At 45.0% G+C, this 15616-nt stretch carries 14 protein-coding genes and 2 pseudogenes; 10 read left to right on the top strand and 6 right to left on the bottom strand.

Annotated features, from left to right (window positions below):
* Nucleotides 1–39: 39 nt before the first annotated feature.
* Nucleotides 40–1227, bottom strand: a complete 1188-nt coding sequence (locus tag K7I13_RS08675; protein WP_255944874.1) for a winged helix-turn-helix domain-containing protein — start codon at nt 1225–1227, stop codon at nt 40–42.
* 106 nt (nt 1228–1333) lie between these two features.
* On the opposite strand from K7I13_RS08675, the gene K7I13_RS08670 reads away from it, so the two are divergent.
* The gene (locus tag K7I13_RS08670; protein WP_255944873.1) at nt 1334–1606 is read left to right on the top strand and encodes a hypothetical protein; all 273 of its coding nucleotides are present in this window, start codon (nt 1334–1336) and stop codon (nt 1604–1606) included.
* 234 nt (nt 1607–1840) lie between these two features.
* Here the strand turns inward: K7I13_RS08670 and K7I13_RS08665 are convergent, their stop codons facing one another.
* The 5 genes and pseudogenes from K7I13_RS08665 to gyrB form a co-directional block, all read right to left on the bottom strand.
* A complete protein-coding gene (locus K7I13_RS08665; RefSeq protein WP_255944872.1) occupies nt 1841–2725 on the bottom strand; it encodes a carbon-nitrogen hydrolase family protein in 885 nt (294 codons plus the stop codon).
* 66 nt (nt 2726–2791) lie between these two features.
* On the bottom strand, nt 2792–3307 hold the full coding sequence (locus K7I13_RS08660; RefSeq protein ID WP_255944871.1) for an EXPERA domain-containing protein: 516 nt from the start codon (nt 3305–3307) through the stop codon (nt 2792–2794).
* 129 nt (nt 3308–3436) lie between these two features.
* Complete coding sequence (locus K7I13_RS08655; protein WP_255944870.1) at nt 3437–3793, bottom strand: VOC family protein; 357 nt, start codon at nt 3791–3793, stop codon at nt 3437–3439.
* 80 nt (nt 3794–3873) lie between these two features.
* Nucleotides 3874–6460: pseudogene (gyrA, locus tag K7I13_RS08650) on the bottom strand (DNA topoisomerase (ATP-hydrolyzing) subunit A).
* Nucleotides 6461–6541: 81 nt separating this feature from the next.
* On the bottom strand, nt 6542–8452 hold the full coding sequence (gyrB, locus tag K7I13_RS08645) for a DNA topoisomerase (ATP-hydrolyzing) subunit B (protein WP_255944869.1): 1911 nt from the start codon (nt 8450–8452) through the stop codon (nt 6542–6544).
* Nucleotides 8453–8607: 155 nt separating this feature from the next.
* Here gyrB and dnaA point away from each other — a divergent pair.
* From dnaA to yidC, 9 genes and pseudogenes are all read left to right on the top strand, one after another.
* Nucleotides 8608–10010 (top strand): annotated as a pseudogene (gene dnaA / locus K7I13_RS08640) (chromosomal replication initiator protein DnaA).
* A gap of 287 nt (nt 10011–10297) precedes the next feature.
* Nucleotides 10298–11401, top strand: coding sequence for a DNA polymerase III subunit beta (gene dnaN, locus K7I13_RS08635; RefSeq protein WP_255944868.1), 1104 nt, complete (start codon nt 10298–10300; stop codon nt 11399–11401).
* A gap of 9 nt (nt 11402–11410) precedes the next feature.
* Nucleotides 11411–11716, top strand: a complete 306-nt coding sequence (locus tag K7I13_RS08630) for an AAA family ATPase (RefSeq protein WP_255944867.1) — start codon at nt 11411–11413, stop codon at nt 11714–11716.
* Nucleotides 11611–12504: a DNA replication/repair protein RecF gene (recF, locus tag K7I13_RS08625; protein WP_369413742.1), complete on the top strand. Its 894-nt coding sequence runs from the start codon at nt 11611–11613 to the stop codon at nt 12502–12504. Before K7I13_RS08630 ends, recF begins: the two co-directional genes overlap by 106 nt.
* A complete protein-coding gene (locus K7I13_RS08620) occupies nt 12494–12973 on the top strand; it encodes a DciA family protein (protein ID WP_255944866.1) in 480 nt (159 codons plus the stop codon). Before recF ends, K7I13_RS08620 begins: the two co-directional genes overlap by 11 nt.
* Before the next feature lie 103 nt (nt 12974–13076).
* Nucleotides 13077–13232 carry a 50S ribosomal protein L34 gene (gene rpmH, locus K7I13_RS08615; RefSeq protein ID WP_255944865.1) on the top strand — a complete coding sequence of 52 codons (156 nt, stop codon included), beginning with the start codon at nt 13077–13079 and terminating at the stop codon, nt 13230–13232.
* A gap of 19 nt (nt 13233–13251) precedes the next feature.
* Complete coding sequence (gene rnpA / locus K7I13_RS08610; RefSeq protein WP_255944864.1) at nt 13252–13599, top strand: ribonuclease P protein component; 348 nt, start codon at nt 13252–13254, stop codon at nt 13597–13599.
* Nucleotides 13600–13603: 4 nt separating this feature from the next.
* Nucleotides 13604–13822, top strand: coding sequence for a membrane protein insertion efficiency factor YidD (yidD, locus tag K7I13_RS08605; RefSeq protein ID WP_255944863.1), 219 nt, complete (start codon nt 13604–13606; stop codon nt 13820–13822).
* A 19-nt stretch (nt 13823–13841) separates the two neighbouring features.
* The gene (gene yidC, locus K7I13_RS08600; protein WP_255944862.1) at nt 13842–15608 is read left to right on the top strand and encodes a membrane protein insertase YidC; all 1767 of its coding nucleotides are present in this window, start codon (nt 13842–13844) and stop codon (nt 15606–15608) included.
* The last annotated feature ends 8 nt before the right edge of the window (nt 15609–15616 follow it).

The following is a 15616-nucleotide window of genomic DNA, read 5'->3' as shown; positions in this document are numbered from 1 at the left end:
GTTATACCAATCCGAAAAAAATTCTCTAATGCGGCGGGGTTACGGCAGGGCGCCTTCTATGGCGGTGCTGCCGTTAAAAGCCGCGAGCCGGCGGAAACCGGAGGTCATGGCGGTACGCAGTTTTCCGGTCATGGTCACGCCGGGTTCAAGCCAGATATTTTTTACCGACAGAGTCTTTTCTTTTCTGTTATTGACCGCTTCCACCCGGCCAACCAAACGGTCCCTGTATAACACAGGCAGAACATAATATCCGTATTTTCTCTGGTCCTGGGGCGTGTAAATTTCCCATTTATAGTCAAAACCGAAAAGCGCCTGTATAAGTTTCCGGTCCCAGAGCATATTATCAAGCGGCGCAAGAAACTCGCAGCGCTCCTTCAGCGGAGGGTTCTGCAGGATACTTTCCATAAGCGGTAAATCGCCTGAATTATAATACAGAATGTCGGAAAGCCCTTCCACTTCCACGGGAAGGATTTTCTTTTCGTCAATAAGCCGGCTGAATATCTCTTTCCTGTCGGGAGCTTTCAAATCATAAATGTTCAGCCAGGCATCCGAAGGCCTGCTCCACAGAAGTCCGACAGAACTGATACGGCGGAGGACCCTCCATTTGTTATGTTCAAAAGTATCGGGACAGGGATCGTCCGCGTGCAGCAGATTTTCAGGTATGTGTCGTTCGGCAAGATCATAATATTTTCCCGTGCCTTTCTTATGATGAATCACCAGATCTCCGGTAAAATACAGCTGCTCAAGCGCGGCGCGGGAAAGTTTCGTATCGCTCCAGTACCATGAAATCTTTTCATCAAGGCCGAGGTCGCGTGAGCAGAGCGGTCCTTTTTCACGGATATTGTTTTTTACCTGGTCCCCGACTTTTTCAACCGCGGCGCTGCTTTTTCCGTATGTACGGTATGAGTCGCGGTAACGCCTGAAATAGGGCCAGTCAGATACATGCATAATAGCGAGGTTCTTGTCAAAATAATCTATTAATTTTCTGTCTTCATACAGCAGATCATAGAGCATTTTCTTTTCAAAATTCCGGACGCGGGACTGCAGTACCAGTTCCGGGTTTTTTCCGCAAACATCTATGGGATCAAATTGAATACAGCCGGCCTGACTGATATAGTCAAGAACGCCCTGCGGGCCCTCAAAAATGTGCTCATTCAGCAGGCCATGTTTGGCGAGAAGAAACTGGCGGGCCTGCTGATTTGTAATAACCATGTGACTCATTACCATTCATTATTGCCTATTTTTCCGTATTTGAATAGGGCCGGCGCAGTCTTTAAAACATACACAATATTGGTTATTATTTTCAGAAGAGACCTTCCGGAGAAAAAGATTGATGAAAAAATTCGACGTGACTATTATTGAGAATCAGCCGGAAAAAACCATTTACGGTTTATGGAAAAACTCAAATGATAAAACAATCTCAAAAGATATTCCCAGACTGAGTAAACAATACGGGAGTATTCCGGGCCGGAAGCCGGGGATCCCTTTTTATGTGCTTACAAAAATTACTGTCCAGAAACAGGGGATTTTGAACTCTTTACGGGCGGAGAAGAAAATCACGCCGGACTGGACTGCGCGCTTCTTCCTGAAGGGACCTATGGTGTAATCACGGTGAAACCCCTGTACGGTTTTTTGTGGGGGCCTGCCATTGGCAGGGTAAAGCAGCATTTTTACCGGACCTGGATTGCGGAAAACAGGTATATTCCGGGAAATTTTGAATATGAATTGCATACGGAAAAATCTACCGGGAAAAATCCGTCCATCGAAATATGGTTTTATATAAGTACATGATACAAAAACAGACCTGTCTGTTCTTTATTTCGAAATTTTCTGCTGCGCACTACCGCCTTGAATCTTTTCTGATAAAGGGAGGCTCAACGGATTCAGAAACCAGCATTCCGTATTTTTTCGGCTTCCGGTACGCGTTTCCGAAAGCTTCATATTCCCTGTATCTGCGGATTTCTTCAATATCAAATTCAGCAATATAGATCCCTTCTTCTTCTCCGGCTTCAACCAGCAGCATATCCCGGTATCCGAACGGATCGGTTCCGTCAAACGCTATACCGTCATAGGCCTGGGAATGACCGTTACAGTCCGGCATTTCCTTCGGATAATTTGCCATCGCAATTCCCGTCATATTTTCAAAGGCCCTGGTTTTCAGCTGGCTTATTCTGTGCTCTTCAATGGGACATGCATTGGGCACCAGAATGATTTCCGCGCCTTTCAGCATGAGGATCCTCGCGCTTTCGGGAAACTCCCTGTCATAGCAGATCATTGCGCCGATTTTTATCGTTCCTGCTTCCGTATTCAATTCGCATACATGAAAATCATCTCCCGGCGCGCAGTATTTTTCACTGCCGAAATCACAGGTATGGACTTTTGCGTAAGTGAGCATTTCATTTCCGGACCGGTCAAAAACTGTTACGGTGTTTCTCGGCAGGCCGGGCCATTTTTCAAGATAAGTGATTGCTATGGCCATATGCAGCTGTTTCGCCTGGCCTTTTACGGCAGCCAGAAAATCGCTGTTTATACCTATTGCCTTTTCGGCCCACGCGCTGAAACCTGAATCATCCTGGGGAAAGGAGTATCCGATGTTCCACATTTCAGGAAACAGCGCCAGATCGGCGCCCATCTCCTTTGCCTGTTTGCAGAACAGAAGTCCTTTTTCCAGATTGCCTTTCCGGCTTCCTGTGGGGGCCATCTGGAGCATTGCTACTTTAAACATAGAAACCTCCGAAAAATGTACCGGATAACTATTCCGGAAAAATACGTTCCCCTCTCCGTATAACTTTCAGAACTTTCTGGTAAAGGGCAGCGGCTTGCGCATCCGCACAAGAAGGAGCAGCGGCAGCAATACGTAAGGCAGATTGAATGAAAGAAATTTTACGGGGTTGGGTGTTCTCCATTCCTGTTCGCCGAAAAATTCCACGCCGAACACAATAATCCCGGTAATTGCTGAAATCATCGTCGCATAAATCACGGAAGGGAGCTGGATTTTGTTCCAGCCGCGGGCGAACGCTATAACCAGTATTATATAGAATGGCATATACACAAAGGCGGAAAGCCCTGTCACAATCCGCATCCACACGGGCGGATTCTGGAAGAGCGGGTCTGTTCCTTCAGCATACCAGTAGTTTGCGTTGACAATAAAATTTGAAGATGGTTCATTAAAATCAATACCCAGCGTGGGAACCATATCGGCGATACATGAAGTAACAATAAAAACCGAAAATACAATCATAAAAAAAATATCAATCGGCCTTTCCCGGAGGGGCAGATTTTCTACAGTGACGGTTTCTTTTTGCATTTGATTAACTCTCCTTAATTATGACGGCAAAACCGGCTTTAGCATGAATATGTTTTAAAACCGGTCCGGCACATATAATACCACCATTCCGGAGAATTGGAAACCTCACTTCCAAACAGGCAATTCTTTTCACGTGATATATTCGACAAACTCCAGCCTGATACCGTTACTGTCCCGCCATTCTATCCATTTGTAATTTCTGTAATCAAATGCGTTGAATATGCCTTTTTCATAGTCGGTGATTCCGCACTCCGCAAGAATCTTTTCAGCTTTTTCAATACTTTCAATTTCTATGGAAAGATGCTGTTCCCGTATAAATTGGTCCGGGGCGTCCGTTTCCATAATGAAAAAATGAATGTCCCTGTTTTCAAGCATATATACTGAAGCGTCCGCGGGGTGTCTTTTTCCGGACAGGGAAAATACTGTTTCATAATAAGTTTTCGATTTATCCAGATTTTTTACAAGCAGGCAGATATGGTCTATCATGGGATCCCTCCACGCATAAAAAAACCGTCCGGTAAATTTATACCGGACGGCATATATAAACGGCTCCTTTCTAAGACCGCTTACTCCTGATCATCCGGAGATTCTCCCGGAGAAACATCATCAGAAATAGTTTCCTCTTCCGTATCCGGTTCCGGATCGCTGCCGTCAAGATCGAGTTCGCCGGCGATTGATTTTACACCGCCTTTGGTTTCAGGTTTCTTTTCTTCCTCGTCCTCTTTGGCAACGGAATCAATGCCTATTAACATATCGGGCGGTTCAATATTCAGTATCCTGACACCCTGGGCTGAACGTCCCATTGTGGAAATCGTGTTCGCGCACACCCTCAGGGTTTTTCCCTGACTTGTAATGCACACAACTTCATCACTGTCCTGTACTGTAATCAGGCCGACAATTTCACCGGTCCTTTCATTGATTGTATAAATACGCTGCCCGCCGGTCGCACGCCCGTGGGGAGAAAACTCCGAGAATTCCACCCGTTTGCCGTACCCGCATTCAGTCATTATCAGCATCCTGCAGTCGCCGGCGATCCGGAGCGCGCCGGCCAGCTCATCACTGGAGGAAAGCTTGATACCGGTGACGCCGCGTGAAGCCCGACCGAGCGGCCTGATATCTTTTTCGCTCATACGGAGAGCCTGGCCCCGCCGGGTAATAAGCATAATTTCATCTTCACCGCTGGTCAAAATAGCGCTGATCAGCTTATCTCCGTCATCAAGTTTTATTGCAATGATACCCCGCGTCTTTGCATTCCGGAAGTTATCGGTTGTTACTTTTTGACAACACCGCCGGCCGTAGCCATCAGCAGATATTCAGTATCACTGAAATCCTTAAGAGCAACGACAGTGGTAATTTCCTCTTCTGAAGAAACAGTTAGCAGGGATTTTATATGGGAGCCCCTGCTTGTCCGGGAAGCTTCAGGAATCTCGTGAACCTTTACCCAGTAAGCCTTTCCTTCACTGGTTATGAACATTACATGGTCATGGGTCGAGGCGGTAAATATCTGGTGGACAAAATCATCCTCCGTCAGTTTTGTGCTTGTTGAACCCTTGCCTCCGCGTTTCTGGCTCCTGTACGAAGAAACGGGTATGCGTTTTATGTATCCCAGATTGGAAATAAGAACGACCATTTCTTCTTTCTGAATCAGGTCTTCAATATTTATTTCCTCGATTTCATCCGTGACAATATCCGTCCTGCGTTCGTCCCCGAAATTTTCCGCCAGTTCAGTCGTTTCCTGTTTAATGAGCTGGAGTATCTTTTCGGGATGCGCGAGAAGGTCTTTCAGGCGCTCGATAAGTATTTCGAGTTCCTTCAGTTCGTTTTCAAGTTTTTCAATTTCAAGACTGGTCAGCCTTCCGAGCCTCATATCCACAATTGCCTGTGACTGGACTTCACTCAGGTCAAAGCGCTTCATGAGGGCGGCTTTCGCGTCGTCAATATTCCGGGACGCTTTTATGATTCTTACAACCTCATCTATGTTCTGGATCGCGATAATCAGTCCCTGCAGAATATGGGCGCGTTCTTCAGCCTTGCGGAGGTCAAATTTTGTACGGCGTGTTACTACCTCATTCCGGTGTTCAACAAAATAATGAATGAGCTCTTTCAGATTCAGCGTTTGGGGCCGGCCTTTTACAAGGGCAAGGTTAATCACTCCGAAAGAAGACTGCAGCGCGGTCCGGGAAAAAAGCTGATTCAGAACGACTTTGGCAATAGCCCCTCTTTTCAGTTCAATCAGAATGCGCATGCCTTCCCGGTCGGATTCATCGTTTATATAGGAAATACCGTCAATAACCTTGTCCCGGACAAGTTCGCCTATTCTGGCAACCAGATTAGCCTTGTTCACCTGATAGGGAATTTCAGTAAAGATTATTGATTCCCTGCCTTTTTTATCAACTTCAATGGTAAACCGGCCCCGGACAATTATTTTTCCCCTGCCTGTTTTGTAGGCGTGGCGGATCCCTTTGCGCCCGAAAATAACGCCGCCGGTCGGAAAATCCGGCCCCTTAACATATTTGCATAATTCTTCAATTGAAATGTCCGGATTATCTATATATGCGGAAATAGCCTGGGCAATTTCATTCAGATTATGGGGAGGCATATTGGTTGCCATACCGACCGCAATACCTGAAGTCCCGTTTGCCAGAAGAAAGGGAAATGCGCCGGGTAAAACCAGCGGCTCTTTCATAGAGTCATCATAGTTTGGTCCGAAATCAACGGTGTCTTTTTTTATATCATTAATTATGGCGTCAGAAATTTTAGCGAGTTTTGCTTCCGTATAACGCATAGCGGCGGGCGGATCCCCGTCAACGGACCCGAAATTTCCCTGCACGTATATTATCGGATAGCGGAGGGAAAAATCCTGACCCAGCCTGACCAGCGCGTCATAAACAGAGGCGTCTCCGTGCGGGTGATATTTACCAAGTACATCACCGACTATACGGGCGCATTTTTTGTCTGGGTGTTATACCGGATACCCATTTCTTCCATCGAATACAGGATACGCCGGTGAACGGGTTTTAATCCGTCCCTGACATCGGGCAGAGCGCGGCTAACGATAACGGACATTGAATAGTCTATATAGGCCCGTTTAACTTCATCTTCTACGGAAATCGGTATCAGAACACCGCCTTCCGGGGTTTGTATCTCTTCCATACTTATGCAAAAACCTCAACTCGTATTGCTCACAGACATCCGCCGGATAACCATATCCGGAAATTTTCCGCGGCCTTCTTGTTAAATATCCAGATTTGCGTATACTGCGTTTTCTTCAATAAACTTTCGCCTGGGTTCGACCTGTTCGCCCATCAGCGTACTGAAAATCCGGTCGGCCTCAACAGCGTCCGAAAGATGGACGCGCATCATCCGCCTGCGGGAGGGATCCATGGTTGTTTCCCACAGCTGATCGCCGTTCATTTCACCCAACCCCTTATAACGCTGGACCTTTATTTTATCAGGATCGCGTCCGATTTCTTCAAAGATTTTATCGCGCTCGGCGTCATTGTAGGCATACCATTCCTTGCGGTCAAAGCTGACCTTATAGAGCGGAGGCATGGCAAGATATACATAGCCCTGCTCGACCATATCGTTCATATACCGGTAAAAAAAGGTAAGGAGCAGCGTACGGATATGGGAACCGTCAACATCGGCATCGGCCATTATTATTACTTTATGATAGCGGAGTTTTTCCACCTTGAAATCCTGTCCGACGCCGGCGCCGAGGGTCGCGATAACAGGCTGGAGTTTTTCGTTTGAAATAACCTTATCAATGCGCGTCTTTTCAACGTTCAGCATCTTCCCCCACAGCGGCAGAATAGCCTGGATCTTGCTGTTTCTGCCCTTTTTGGCGGAACCGCCCGCGGAATCTCCCTCAACAATATATACTTCGCATTTTGACGGGTCTTTTTCCGAACAGTCAAACAGCTTGCCCGGGAGGCCTGCTCCGTCCAGAACATTTTTCCGCCGGGTCGCGTCACGGGCCTGCCGGGCGGCGATCCTTGCCTTCGCGGCCAGAACACTTTTTTCGAGAATCGCTTCGACCACGGAGGGGTTCTGTTCAAGATACAGGGTCAGCTGGTCATTTACAAAACCTTCAACTATTCCCTTGACCTCGGTATTTCCCAGCTTCGTTTTTGTCTGCCCTTCAAACTGGGGCTCAGGGACCTTTATTGAAAGAACGGCGGTTAATCCTTCCCGGACATCATCACCGGAAAGCGTTTCGTCCATTTTTTTGGAAAGTTTGGAATTCTTCAGAAATTCGTTCAGAACGCGGGTAAGGGCGCTTTTGAAGCCGACAAGATGTGTACCTCCCTCGCGCGTATTTATGTCATTTACGAAACTGAACATTATTTCACTGAAGGAGTCATTATACTGGAGCGCGATTTCAACAATAACATCATCCCGTTCACCGGAAATGTATATAGGCTCCTTGTGCATAACATTTTTGTTTTCATTCAGATATGAAACAAACTCCCTGATTCCCCCGTCGAATTTAAATACGCTTTCCTTCGGGGTCGTCAGCCGTTCATCCCGCAGAATGATAGTCAGCCCGCTGTTGAGGAAGGCCAGTTCCCTGAGCCGGTTTGCAAGCGCGTCAAAATTATAGGTTGTTGTTTCAGTAAAAATTGTTTTATCGGCCTGCCAGCGAATGGTAGTACCGCTGTTTTCCGTTTCTCCCAGGCGTTTTACCGGGGCAAGGGGAATGCCCGTTTCATATTTCTGGAAATGATCATAGCCTTCACGGGCAACATAGGCTTCCAGCCAGGTTGAAAGCGCGTTTACACAGGAAACACCAACCCCGTGCAGACCGCCGGACACCTTATAGGAACCCTTGTCAAATTTACCGCCGGCGTGGAGCCGGGTAAGGACAAGTTCCAGGGCGCTGACGCCTTCAGAGGCATGGATACCAATAGGTATACCCCGTCCGTTGTCTTCAACACGGACAATATCATTCTTTTCAAGAACTACCAGTATACGGTCACAAAAACCGGCCATAGCCTCGTCGATACTGTTGTCCACCACCTCATATACAAGATGAAGGAGGCCTTCCGGCCCGGTAGAACCTATATACATACCGGGGCGTTTTCGTACAGCTTCGAGACCGTTTAAAACGGTTATATTGTTTGCGGAATAAGAGGGCAAATTCATTTTTGGTCCTTGCATATTATAGAAGAAAGTCGATAAATACACTATATCTGAAATCATAAATAAAGTAAAGACGGTGCTTTTCCAGGGAGAATCCCTGAAAAAAACACCTTTTGGACGCCTGACAAACTCGGATATGTAGTATATACTGTATTCTTATGGGTAAATGGGATTACAGCATATTCTGGAAAGAAACACTCAACGAGCTGAAAAAAGAGCTTGATGAGCAGGAATTTTCCATGTGGTTTAATATTGAATATGAAACTTCGGGCGAACAGTCCATAGTTGTTTCAGTTCCTTCCGCATTTTACCGGGACCAGGTAAAACAGCGCTACCAAAAGCTCATAGAATCAAAACTGTTTGAATTATCCGGGCAGCATATCTCTCTTGAATTTGAAATCAAACATAAAAAAAAGGACAGGCCGGAAGAATCCGGACGGACTGAAGAGGGAGAAAAAACGGTAAAAAAGGCCGGCCCCGGGAATTCTTCCCCGCCAAAAGCGAAAACCGGCGATATTCCGGTCCGGGGGAACCATCCTGACCTTAAACCTGAATATACCTTTGATAATTTTGTTATCGGCGACAATAATTCCTTTGCCGCGAACGCGGCCATGGCCATCGCGAAAAACCCCGGAACCGCATACAACCCTTTTCTGATTTACGGAGGGGTAGGTCTTGGTAAAACCCACCTTATGGAAGCAATCGGAAACATGGTCTGGAAGGAAAAAGGCGGGAAAATCGTATATGTTACCGCGGAAACCTTCCTGAATGAATATGTAAAATCCATCTTTGACAAAAAGACCTCGGAATTTAAAAACAAATACCGGAATGTGGACATTCTTTTAATTGACGACATCCATTTTTTCCAGGGCAAAGAAGGCGTCCAGGAAGAACTCTTTCATACATTCAATACACTGTATAACGCGAACAAACAGATCATATTTACCTGCGACCGGCACATTTCGGAGCTGAAAAAGCTCCCTGAACGGCTCAGATCACGCTGTGAACTGGGGCTGAATATAGATCTGCAGCCACCGAATTACGAAACCCGCTGCGCCATTCTGAAAAAGAAAATAGAAAACCGCGAAGTCCATATTCCCGAAGACGTTATTGCTCTTATTGCGAAAAATGTATCGTCAAATGTCCGGGACCTGGAAGGTTCTCTTTTGAAACTCATCGCCTATGCTGAAATAACCAAAAAAATATTACCCTGGAAATTGCCCAGCAGCAGCTCAGGGACACTTTCGGCTCACCAAAGCAGAATAATGTTACGGTAGAAACCATACTTAAAGTCGTTGCCGAATATTTTTCCCTTTCTTACAACGATTTGAAAGGGAAAAAAAGAACCAAGGCCGTGGCCTTTCCGCGGCAGGTCGCGATGTATATAGCACGGGAAATAACCGAGTATTCTACTTCGGAAATAGGCATGGAATGCGGAGGCCGGGACCATACCACCATTATGCACGGCTGTCAGAAAATCGAAGAGCGCCTGAAAATTGAACCGACTCTGGAAACAACAATCCAAAAATTAAAAAAACTGATAAAAGAATATAATACATAAAAAATTCCGTATTTTCAGCAAAGCAGATAATTACTGTTTTTTTTGTGAATAATATGCTAAACTACAGTGCATAATCTGTGTATAATCAGGATCGCTGTGGATAAGTGGATAAAGTATCCCGGAAGAGCTTAAAAAAGCGGGGTCCATAAATTCTTATCTGATAAGGAAAAAACCGGGTTATTCAGGTTTAATACGGCCTTATTATTATTGTTATTAATATATATATATAATATTATTTAGAAGTTCGTAATTTTTTGAACTTTTATGTAAAAGGACTGGAGGAAAATATGAAGTTTACCTTTGACCGGGACGCGCTTTTAAAAGAAATATCGATTGCCCAGGAAATAATTGCGACAAAAAACGCAATATCAATTCTTTCCAATGTGCTTCTGGACGCGCAGAACGGAAAACTGACTATAAAAGCAACCGACATAAAAGTCAGCTTTGAAACAAGCTTACCGGTCGATGTGCAGGAACCGGGATCAACGACTGTTTTCTGCGACAAATTTGCGGGCATTATTTCTTCACTTCCCCAGGGCGAAATAGAATTTGAACAGAATGACATAAAAATAACGATAAAACCTTTTGCGAAAAAGGCAAAATTCCAGCTGAAAAGCATTACCAGTGATAAATTCCCCGAATTTACTTCATCGGGGACCCTTTCATTCTTTGATATACCGGCCAAGGAATTCAGGGAAATGATAAACCAGACCATTTTCTCCGTATCTGATGATGAAACACGGTATTTTATGAACGGTGTTTTTATGGAAAAACAGAATGATGAGCTGAAAATGGTGGCGACAGACGGCAGACGGCTTGCCTTTATTTCAAAACCGGTCGGAGCGGCTGTTCCCGATTTCAAGGGGATTATTATTCCGCCGAAAATCCTGAATATCGTCAATAAGCGACTTTCAGATGAAGGTCCGGTATCCGTAGCGGTCGGTGAAAAAAACGTATTTTTCAGGTTCGGCAATTATGAATTTTCTTCGGCATTAATTGAAGGCCAGTTTCCGAACTATGAAAGAGTTATTCCGGCTTCACAGACCAGTTCTTTTGAAGTTGACGCAAAGGAACTGCTTGACGCGTTAAAACGCGTTTCCCTTCTTGTAGAGCAGAAATCCCGCAGGATTTCCTTTACCATTACGCCTGGTGTATTGATAATCAATTCCCAGGAATCGGAAATCGGCAACGCAAAGGAAGAAATCCCCTGCAGATATGACGGTCCGGAACAGACAATGGCGCTTAATTATGTCTATATTGAGGATCCGGTGAAAGTAATCGGAACGGAGCGGGTAAAGATAGAGTTTACCGAGCCCATGAAGGCAATTACGATAAAACCGCAGCCGGAAAAAGATTTCTTCCACATTGTTATGCCCATGCAAATGGAGTAAAAACAGAAGGTGCCTTTTTTATCGGTCGCATATACCAATTTCAGAAATATAGCCAATAATACCATAGACCTCCTTTCAAAGGAGGTCTATTTTGTAGGCAAAAACGGACAGGGAAAAAGCAATATTCTTGAAAGCCTGTATATGTCGGCCTACGGCGTTTCATTCAGGACAAGAAATGAGGCTGAAATCCCGCTCGACGGGCAGACAGAATACAGTATAAGGGCCATATTCCGGGACAGCAAAGAACGGACAAACAGCATTCATATCATATATCAGGACGGGAAAAAAAGGTTGAAAAGAACGCCCGGACCATAACCGACCGGAAAGAACTTGTTGATACAATTCCCTGCGTCCTTTTTAACCATGATGATCTTGACTTTGTAACGGGTTCACCCGAACGCAAACGTTTTTTTATTGACCAGTCTCTTTCAATGTTTAATCCTTCCTATATCGATCTTATGAGGCAATACAAAAAAATTCTGAAAAACAGAAATATGCTGCTCAAAAAGAAACAGTCAATGCAGAAAGAAGATATATCGCTTCTGGATGTTTTTGATATACAGCTCGCGGAATCCGGCGCGGAAGTGGTAAAGCACAGGGAAAAAACAATATGGGAATTCAATCAGGTTTTTGCCGTGCTGTATCAGGAAGTAAGCGGGATTTCCGGCGTAAATATTGACTATTCTCCTTCATGGAAGGAGAATGATACTGAAAAAATAATGATCCATCTGTCTGAAAAGCGAAAAATGGATATACTGATGGGAACCAGCATGTCGGGCCCGCACCGTGACCGGATACGGTTTATGCAGGGAAAGAATAATTTTGTTCTCACCGCATCGACAGGGCAGAAAAGGCTCCTCTCGCTTATTTTACGGACCGCTCAGGCCCTGTTTTATACAAAACTGACCGGGAGATATCCTGTTTTGCTTATGGATGACGTTCTTCTGGAGCTTGATATGGAAAAAAGGCAGCGGTTTACAGCCGTACTTCCGGAATATGACCAGCTGTTTTGTACTTTTTTACCTGATGAACCCTATGGCATGTATAAAAAAACGTCAACATGTATTTATACTATTCAGAACGGGAGCTGGCATGAGCAGTGATTTTAAAAATGCGGCGGATCTTGTAAACCGGTTTTTTGAAAATATAAGTACTCCTGAAATGAAACAGGCCGGCGACTTTATGAAAAGCTGGAGCCGGGCCGTTATTCTGAATGAAGACGACGCAATGGGATCAAAAATTGATTCCCACAGCAGGGTCCTTGACGTTAATAAGGGCAGTATTATTGTGGAAGTGGACCACCCCGGCTGGAGCCAGCAGATTTTACTGCGGAAAAAGCATATACTGGGCATGCTGTCAAAACAGTTTCCCGATCTCGGCATCCGGAATATATCAATCAGAGTAAAGGATGAGTATATCGAACCATATAAACGCTCCGACGAAACAATAGGAAAAGATATTCCGAGGAGTGAACCCGAACAGCTGGTAATAAGTGAAGATACGGATGAAGAACTCAAAAAAGCGCTGCTAAGCCTCAAAAACACGATTTCAGGCGATAAATCCCGCTCTTGACCTCAAAGTTATTCCTATTGTAATATAACCCAATTGTTTTAATATTTGAATCAGGTCCGGATATAGCCGGACAAGGTTCTTCATATAAAGGAGTCATAAATCCATGAAACGAACATATCAGCCCAGTAAAGTTAAACGCAACCGGAAATTCGGTTTCCGCGCCCGTATGGCAACACCAGGCGGCCGGCTTATTCTTAAACGCAGAAGGGCAAAAGGCCGGAGCAAACTTACAGTTTCCGACGAGAAAAAACCCTATTAATCGCGATTAGTGTTGAGCAGTGAAAAGCTCAAAATTTTCTAAAACGGAGCGGATACAGAATTCCTCCGTTATCCAAGCTGTTTTCAGGAAGGGAAAAAAATATAGCTGCAATGGGGCGAAATTATTCGTCCTTGCAAATGGGATGGAGCGGAACAGGATACTTTTTACTTTTCCGCGCAAATACGGAAATGCTGTTGAACGAAATCGTTCCCGCCGTTTAAGCCGGGAAGTATACCGCCTGCATAAATGGCATATTGTAACCGGCTATGATTTTATTGTTCTGGTTTTTCCGGGAATGGATACATTTTCCGGGAGAAAGGAACAGTTAACAGGCCTTTTTAAAAAAGCCGGGCTCTGGTTGGAATAGTATAATGAAATCGTTTCAGAAACTGATATGTAAGTCTATCCGCTTTTACCAGCGGTATATATCTCCGCTCTTTCCGGCCTCCTGCAGATATTATCCGACATGTTCTGCGTATGCCTACGAAGCAATAGTTCGATACGGTGTTGTCAAAGGATTATTTCTTTCTATAAAGCGTATTTTACGCTGCCATCCTTTCCATGAAGGCGGATTCGATCCAGTACCATAATTGAAAGGAGCCAATGGCAATGGAAAAAAATACTATAATAGCGATAGTTCTTTCAACTATTATAATTGTCATTTCATTTACCCTCTTCGGTCCGAAATCTCAGCCTATAGCGGAGCAGCCTGTCGAACAGGTAGAGCCGGAATTTGTGAATACCGCCGGCCAGACAACCGGCCCCGCGGAGCCTGTGATTCTGACTCCGGAAATCCCGGCGGAAACCGACCCGGTCCGGGAAGAGATTTCGGTTATTGAGACACCCTTAATGAGGGTTGAATTTACCAACCGGGGCGGAGATATCATTTCCTTTAAACTCAAGGAACATTCCGACAAGGAAGAATTCGTTGAAATGGCCGACAATGTTACCGAAAAATCCCGGGCTTTTTCCGTTTTTCTCGGCGATGACACAGGCATTCTTGTGGACCAGCTGTTTAATGTAAAGCGTATCAGCGACACCGCGATAGGTTTTTATCAGACGCTGACAATAAAAAACCAGGACGGAACGAACAGCAACTTTACGCTTGCCAAACAATATACCTTTGTGCCTAACGATTACATGTTTGAGCTGAAAATCAGCATTGACGGGGACCCCTCTTTCCGGGGCCTCCAGTTCGGACAGTCATCATATACCGTTAAAACGTCTCCCCAGATCGGTCCGGAATGGAGAAAAGAAGACAGATATGAGTACCGCAGATTCTATTATTTCCAGAATGGGAGCAAAAAGAAAGACGCGAAAGTAGGCAACAATCAGACAAAAACAGTAACCGATTCTTTTACCTGGGCAGGCGTTGCCGGAAAATATTTTACCCTGGTTGCGATGCCCCTTTCCCCGATTCAAAAGGCTACTTTTACAACGGTTCCCGATACACCGGGACTTACAACCGCCGAAATGTTTTTGACCCGCGCCCCGATTACGGCAAACACAAATACCGATGTCTGGTATTTTTACGCGGGTCCGCGCGAAGAAAAGGCCCTCGCAAAATACAATGCAGCGGGAAACAATTTCTTTGGCCTGAACAATACAAAGCTGAATCAGATTGTTGAGAGCTCCGGTATTCTGGCGCCGATCGAGTTTTTGCTTAAGTGGATCATGGAGCTGTTTTACAAGGTTATCCCGAACTGGGGCGTGGCGATCATTCTGATGACGATTCTCATGAGGGCCATCATATTTCCATTGACCAAAAAAAGCTCCGAAGCAACAAAAAAAATGCAGGCCATGCAGCCAAAAATACAGGAAATCCAGCAGAAATATAAAGACAATCCGCAGAAAATGAATGAGGAAATGGCGAAATTCTATAAAACGGTCGGATATAATCCGATGTCAGGCTGTCTGCCCATGCTTATACAGTTTCCCCTGATTATTGCCATGTTCAATCTGTTCAATAATTATTTTGAATTCCGCGGCGCAATGTTTATTCCGGGCTGGATCCCTGATCTATCCGTGCCGGATACCGTATATACGCTTCCGTTTACCATTCCGCTGGTAAACTGGTCGGAAGTCCATCTGCTGCCTGTTATTTATGTTTTTTCACAGTTACTTTCCCAGAAACTCATGCAGACGCCATCGGCAACACCCCAGAATAATTCCATGAAATTTATGATGTACGGTTTGCCTTTAATCTTCTTCTTTATTTTTTATAACGCGCCGTCAGGACTGCTTATATACTGGATTTTCTCGAATATACTCGCGCTGGTCCAGCAGGTAATTGTTAACCGGATGATGAAAAACAAAGAACCGGAAGTAAGTCTGGAAGAGGTAAAAACAACAAAGAAAAAAACTGCTAAAAAATAATTTTATTT

It is taken from the genome of Brucepastera parasyntrophica, assembly GCF_022376835.1.
Lineage (GTDB): Bacteria > Spirochaetota > Spirochaetia > Treponematales > Treponemataceae > Brucepastera > Brucepastera parasyntrophica.
The sequence above is the reverse complement of the archived record's forward strand: the minus strand, read 5'-3'. Positions and strand labels throughout refer to the sequence as shown.

What these genes read in the sequence shown, in the direction of transcription:
- K7I13_RS08675 (WP_255944874.1), bottom strand. Translation starts at nt 1,227, where the DNA reads ATGGTAATGAGTCACATGGTTATTACAAATCAGCAGGCCCGCCAGTTT.
- K7I13_RS08670 (WP_255944873.1), top strand. Translation starts at nt 1,334, where the DNA reads ATGAAAAAATTCGACGTGACTATTATTGAGAATCAGCCGGAAAAAACC.
- K7I13_RS08665 (WP_255944872.1), bottom strand. Translation starts at nt 2,725, where the DNA reads ATGTTTAAAGTAGCAATGCTCCAGATGGCCCCCACAGGAAGCCGGAAA.
- K7I13_RS08660 (WP_255944871.1), bottom strand. Translation starts at nt 3,307, where the DNA reads ATGCAAAAAGAAACCGTCACTGTAGAAAATCTGCCCCTCCGGGAAAGG.
- K7I13_RS08655 (WP_255944870.1), bottom strand. Translation starts at nt 3,793, where the DNA reads ATGATAGACCATATCTGCCTGCTTGTAAAAAATCTGGATAAATCGAAA.
- gyrB (WP_255944869.1), bottom strand. Translation starts at nt 8,452, where the DNA reads ATGAATTTGCCCTCTTATTCCGCAAACAATATAACCGTTTTAAACGGT.
- dnaN (WP_255944868.1), top strand. Translation starts at nt 10,298, where the DNA reads ATGAAGTTTACCTTTGACCGGGACGCGCTTTTAAAAGAAATATCGATT.
- K7I13_RS08620 (WP_255944866.1), top strand. Translation starts at nt 12,494, where the DNA reads ATGAGCAGTGATTTTAAAAATGCGGCGGATCTTGTAAACCGGTTTTTT.
- rpmH (WP_255944865.1), top strand. Translation starts at nt 13,077, where the DNA reads ATGAAACGAACATATCAGCCCAGTAAAGTTAAACGCAACCGGAAATTC.
- yidD (WP_255944863.1), top strand. Translation starts at nt 13,604, where the DNA reads ATGAAATCGTTTCAGAAACTGATATGTAAGTCTATCCGCTTTTACCAG.
- yidC (WP_255944862.1), top strand. Translation starts at nt 13,842, where the DNA reads ATGGAAAAAAATACTATAATAGCGATAGTTCTTTCAACTATTATAATT.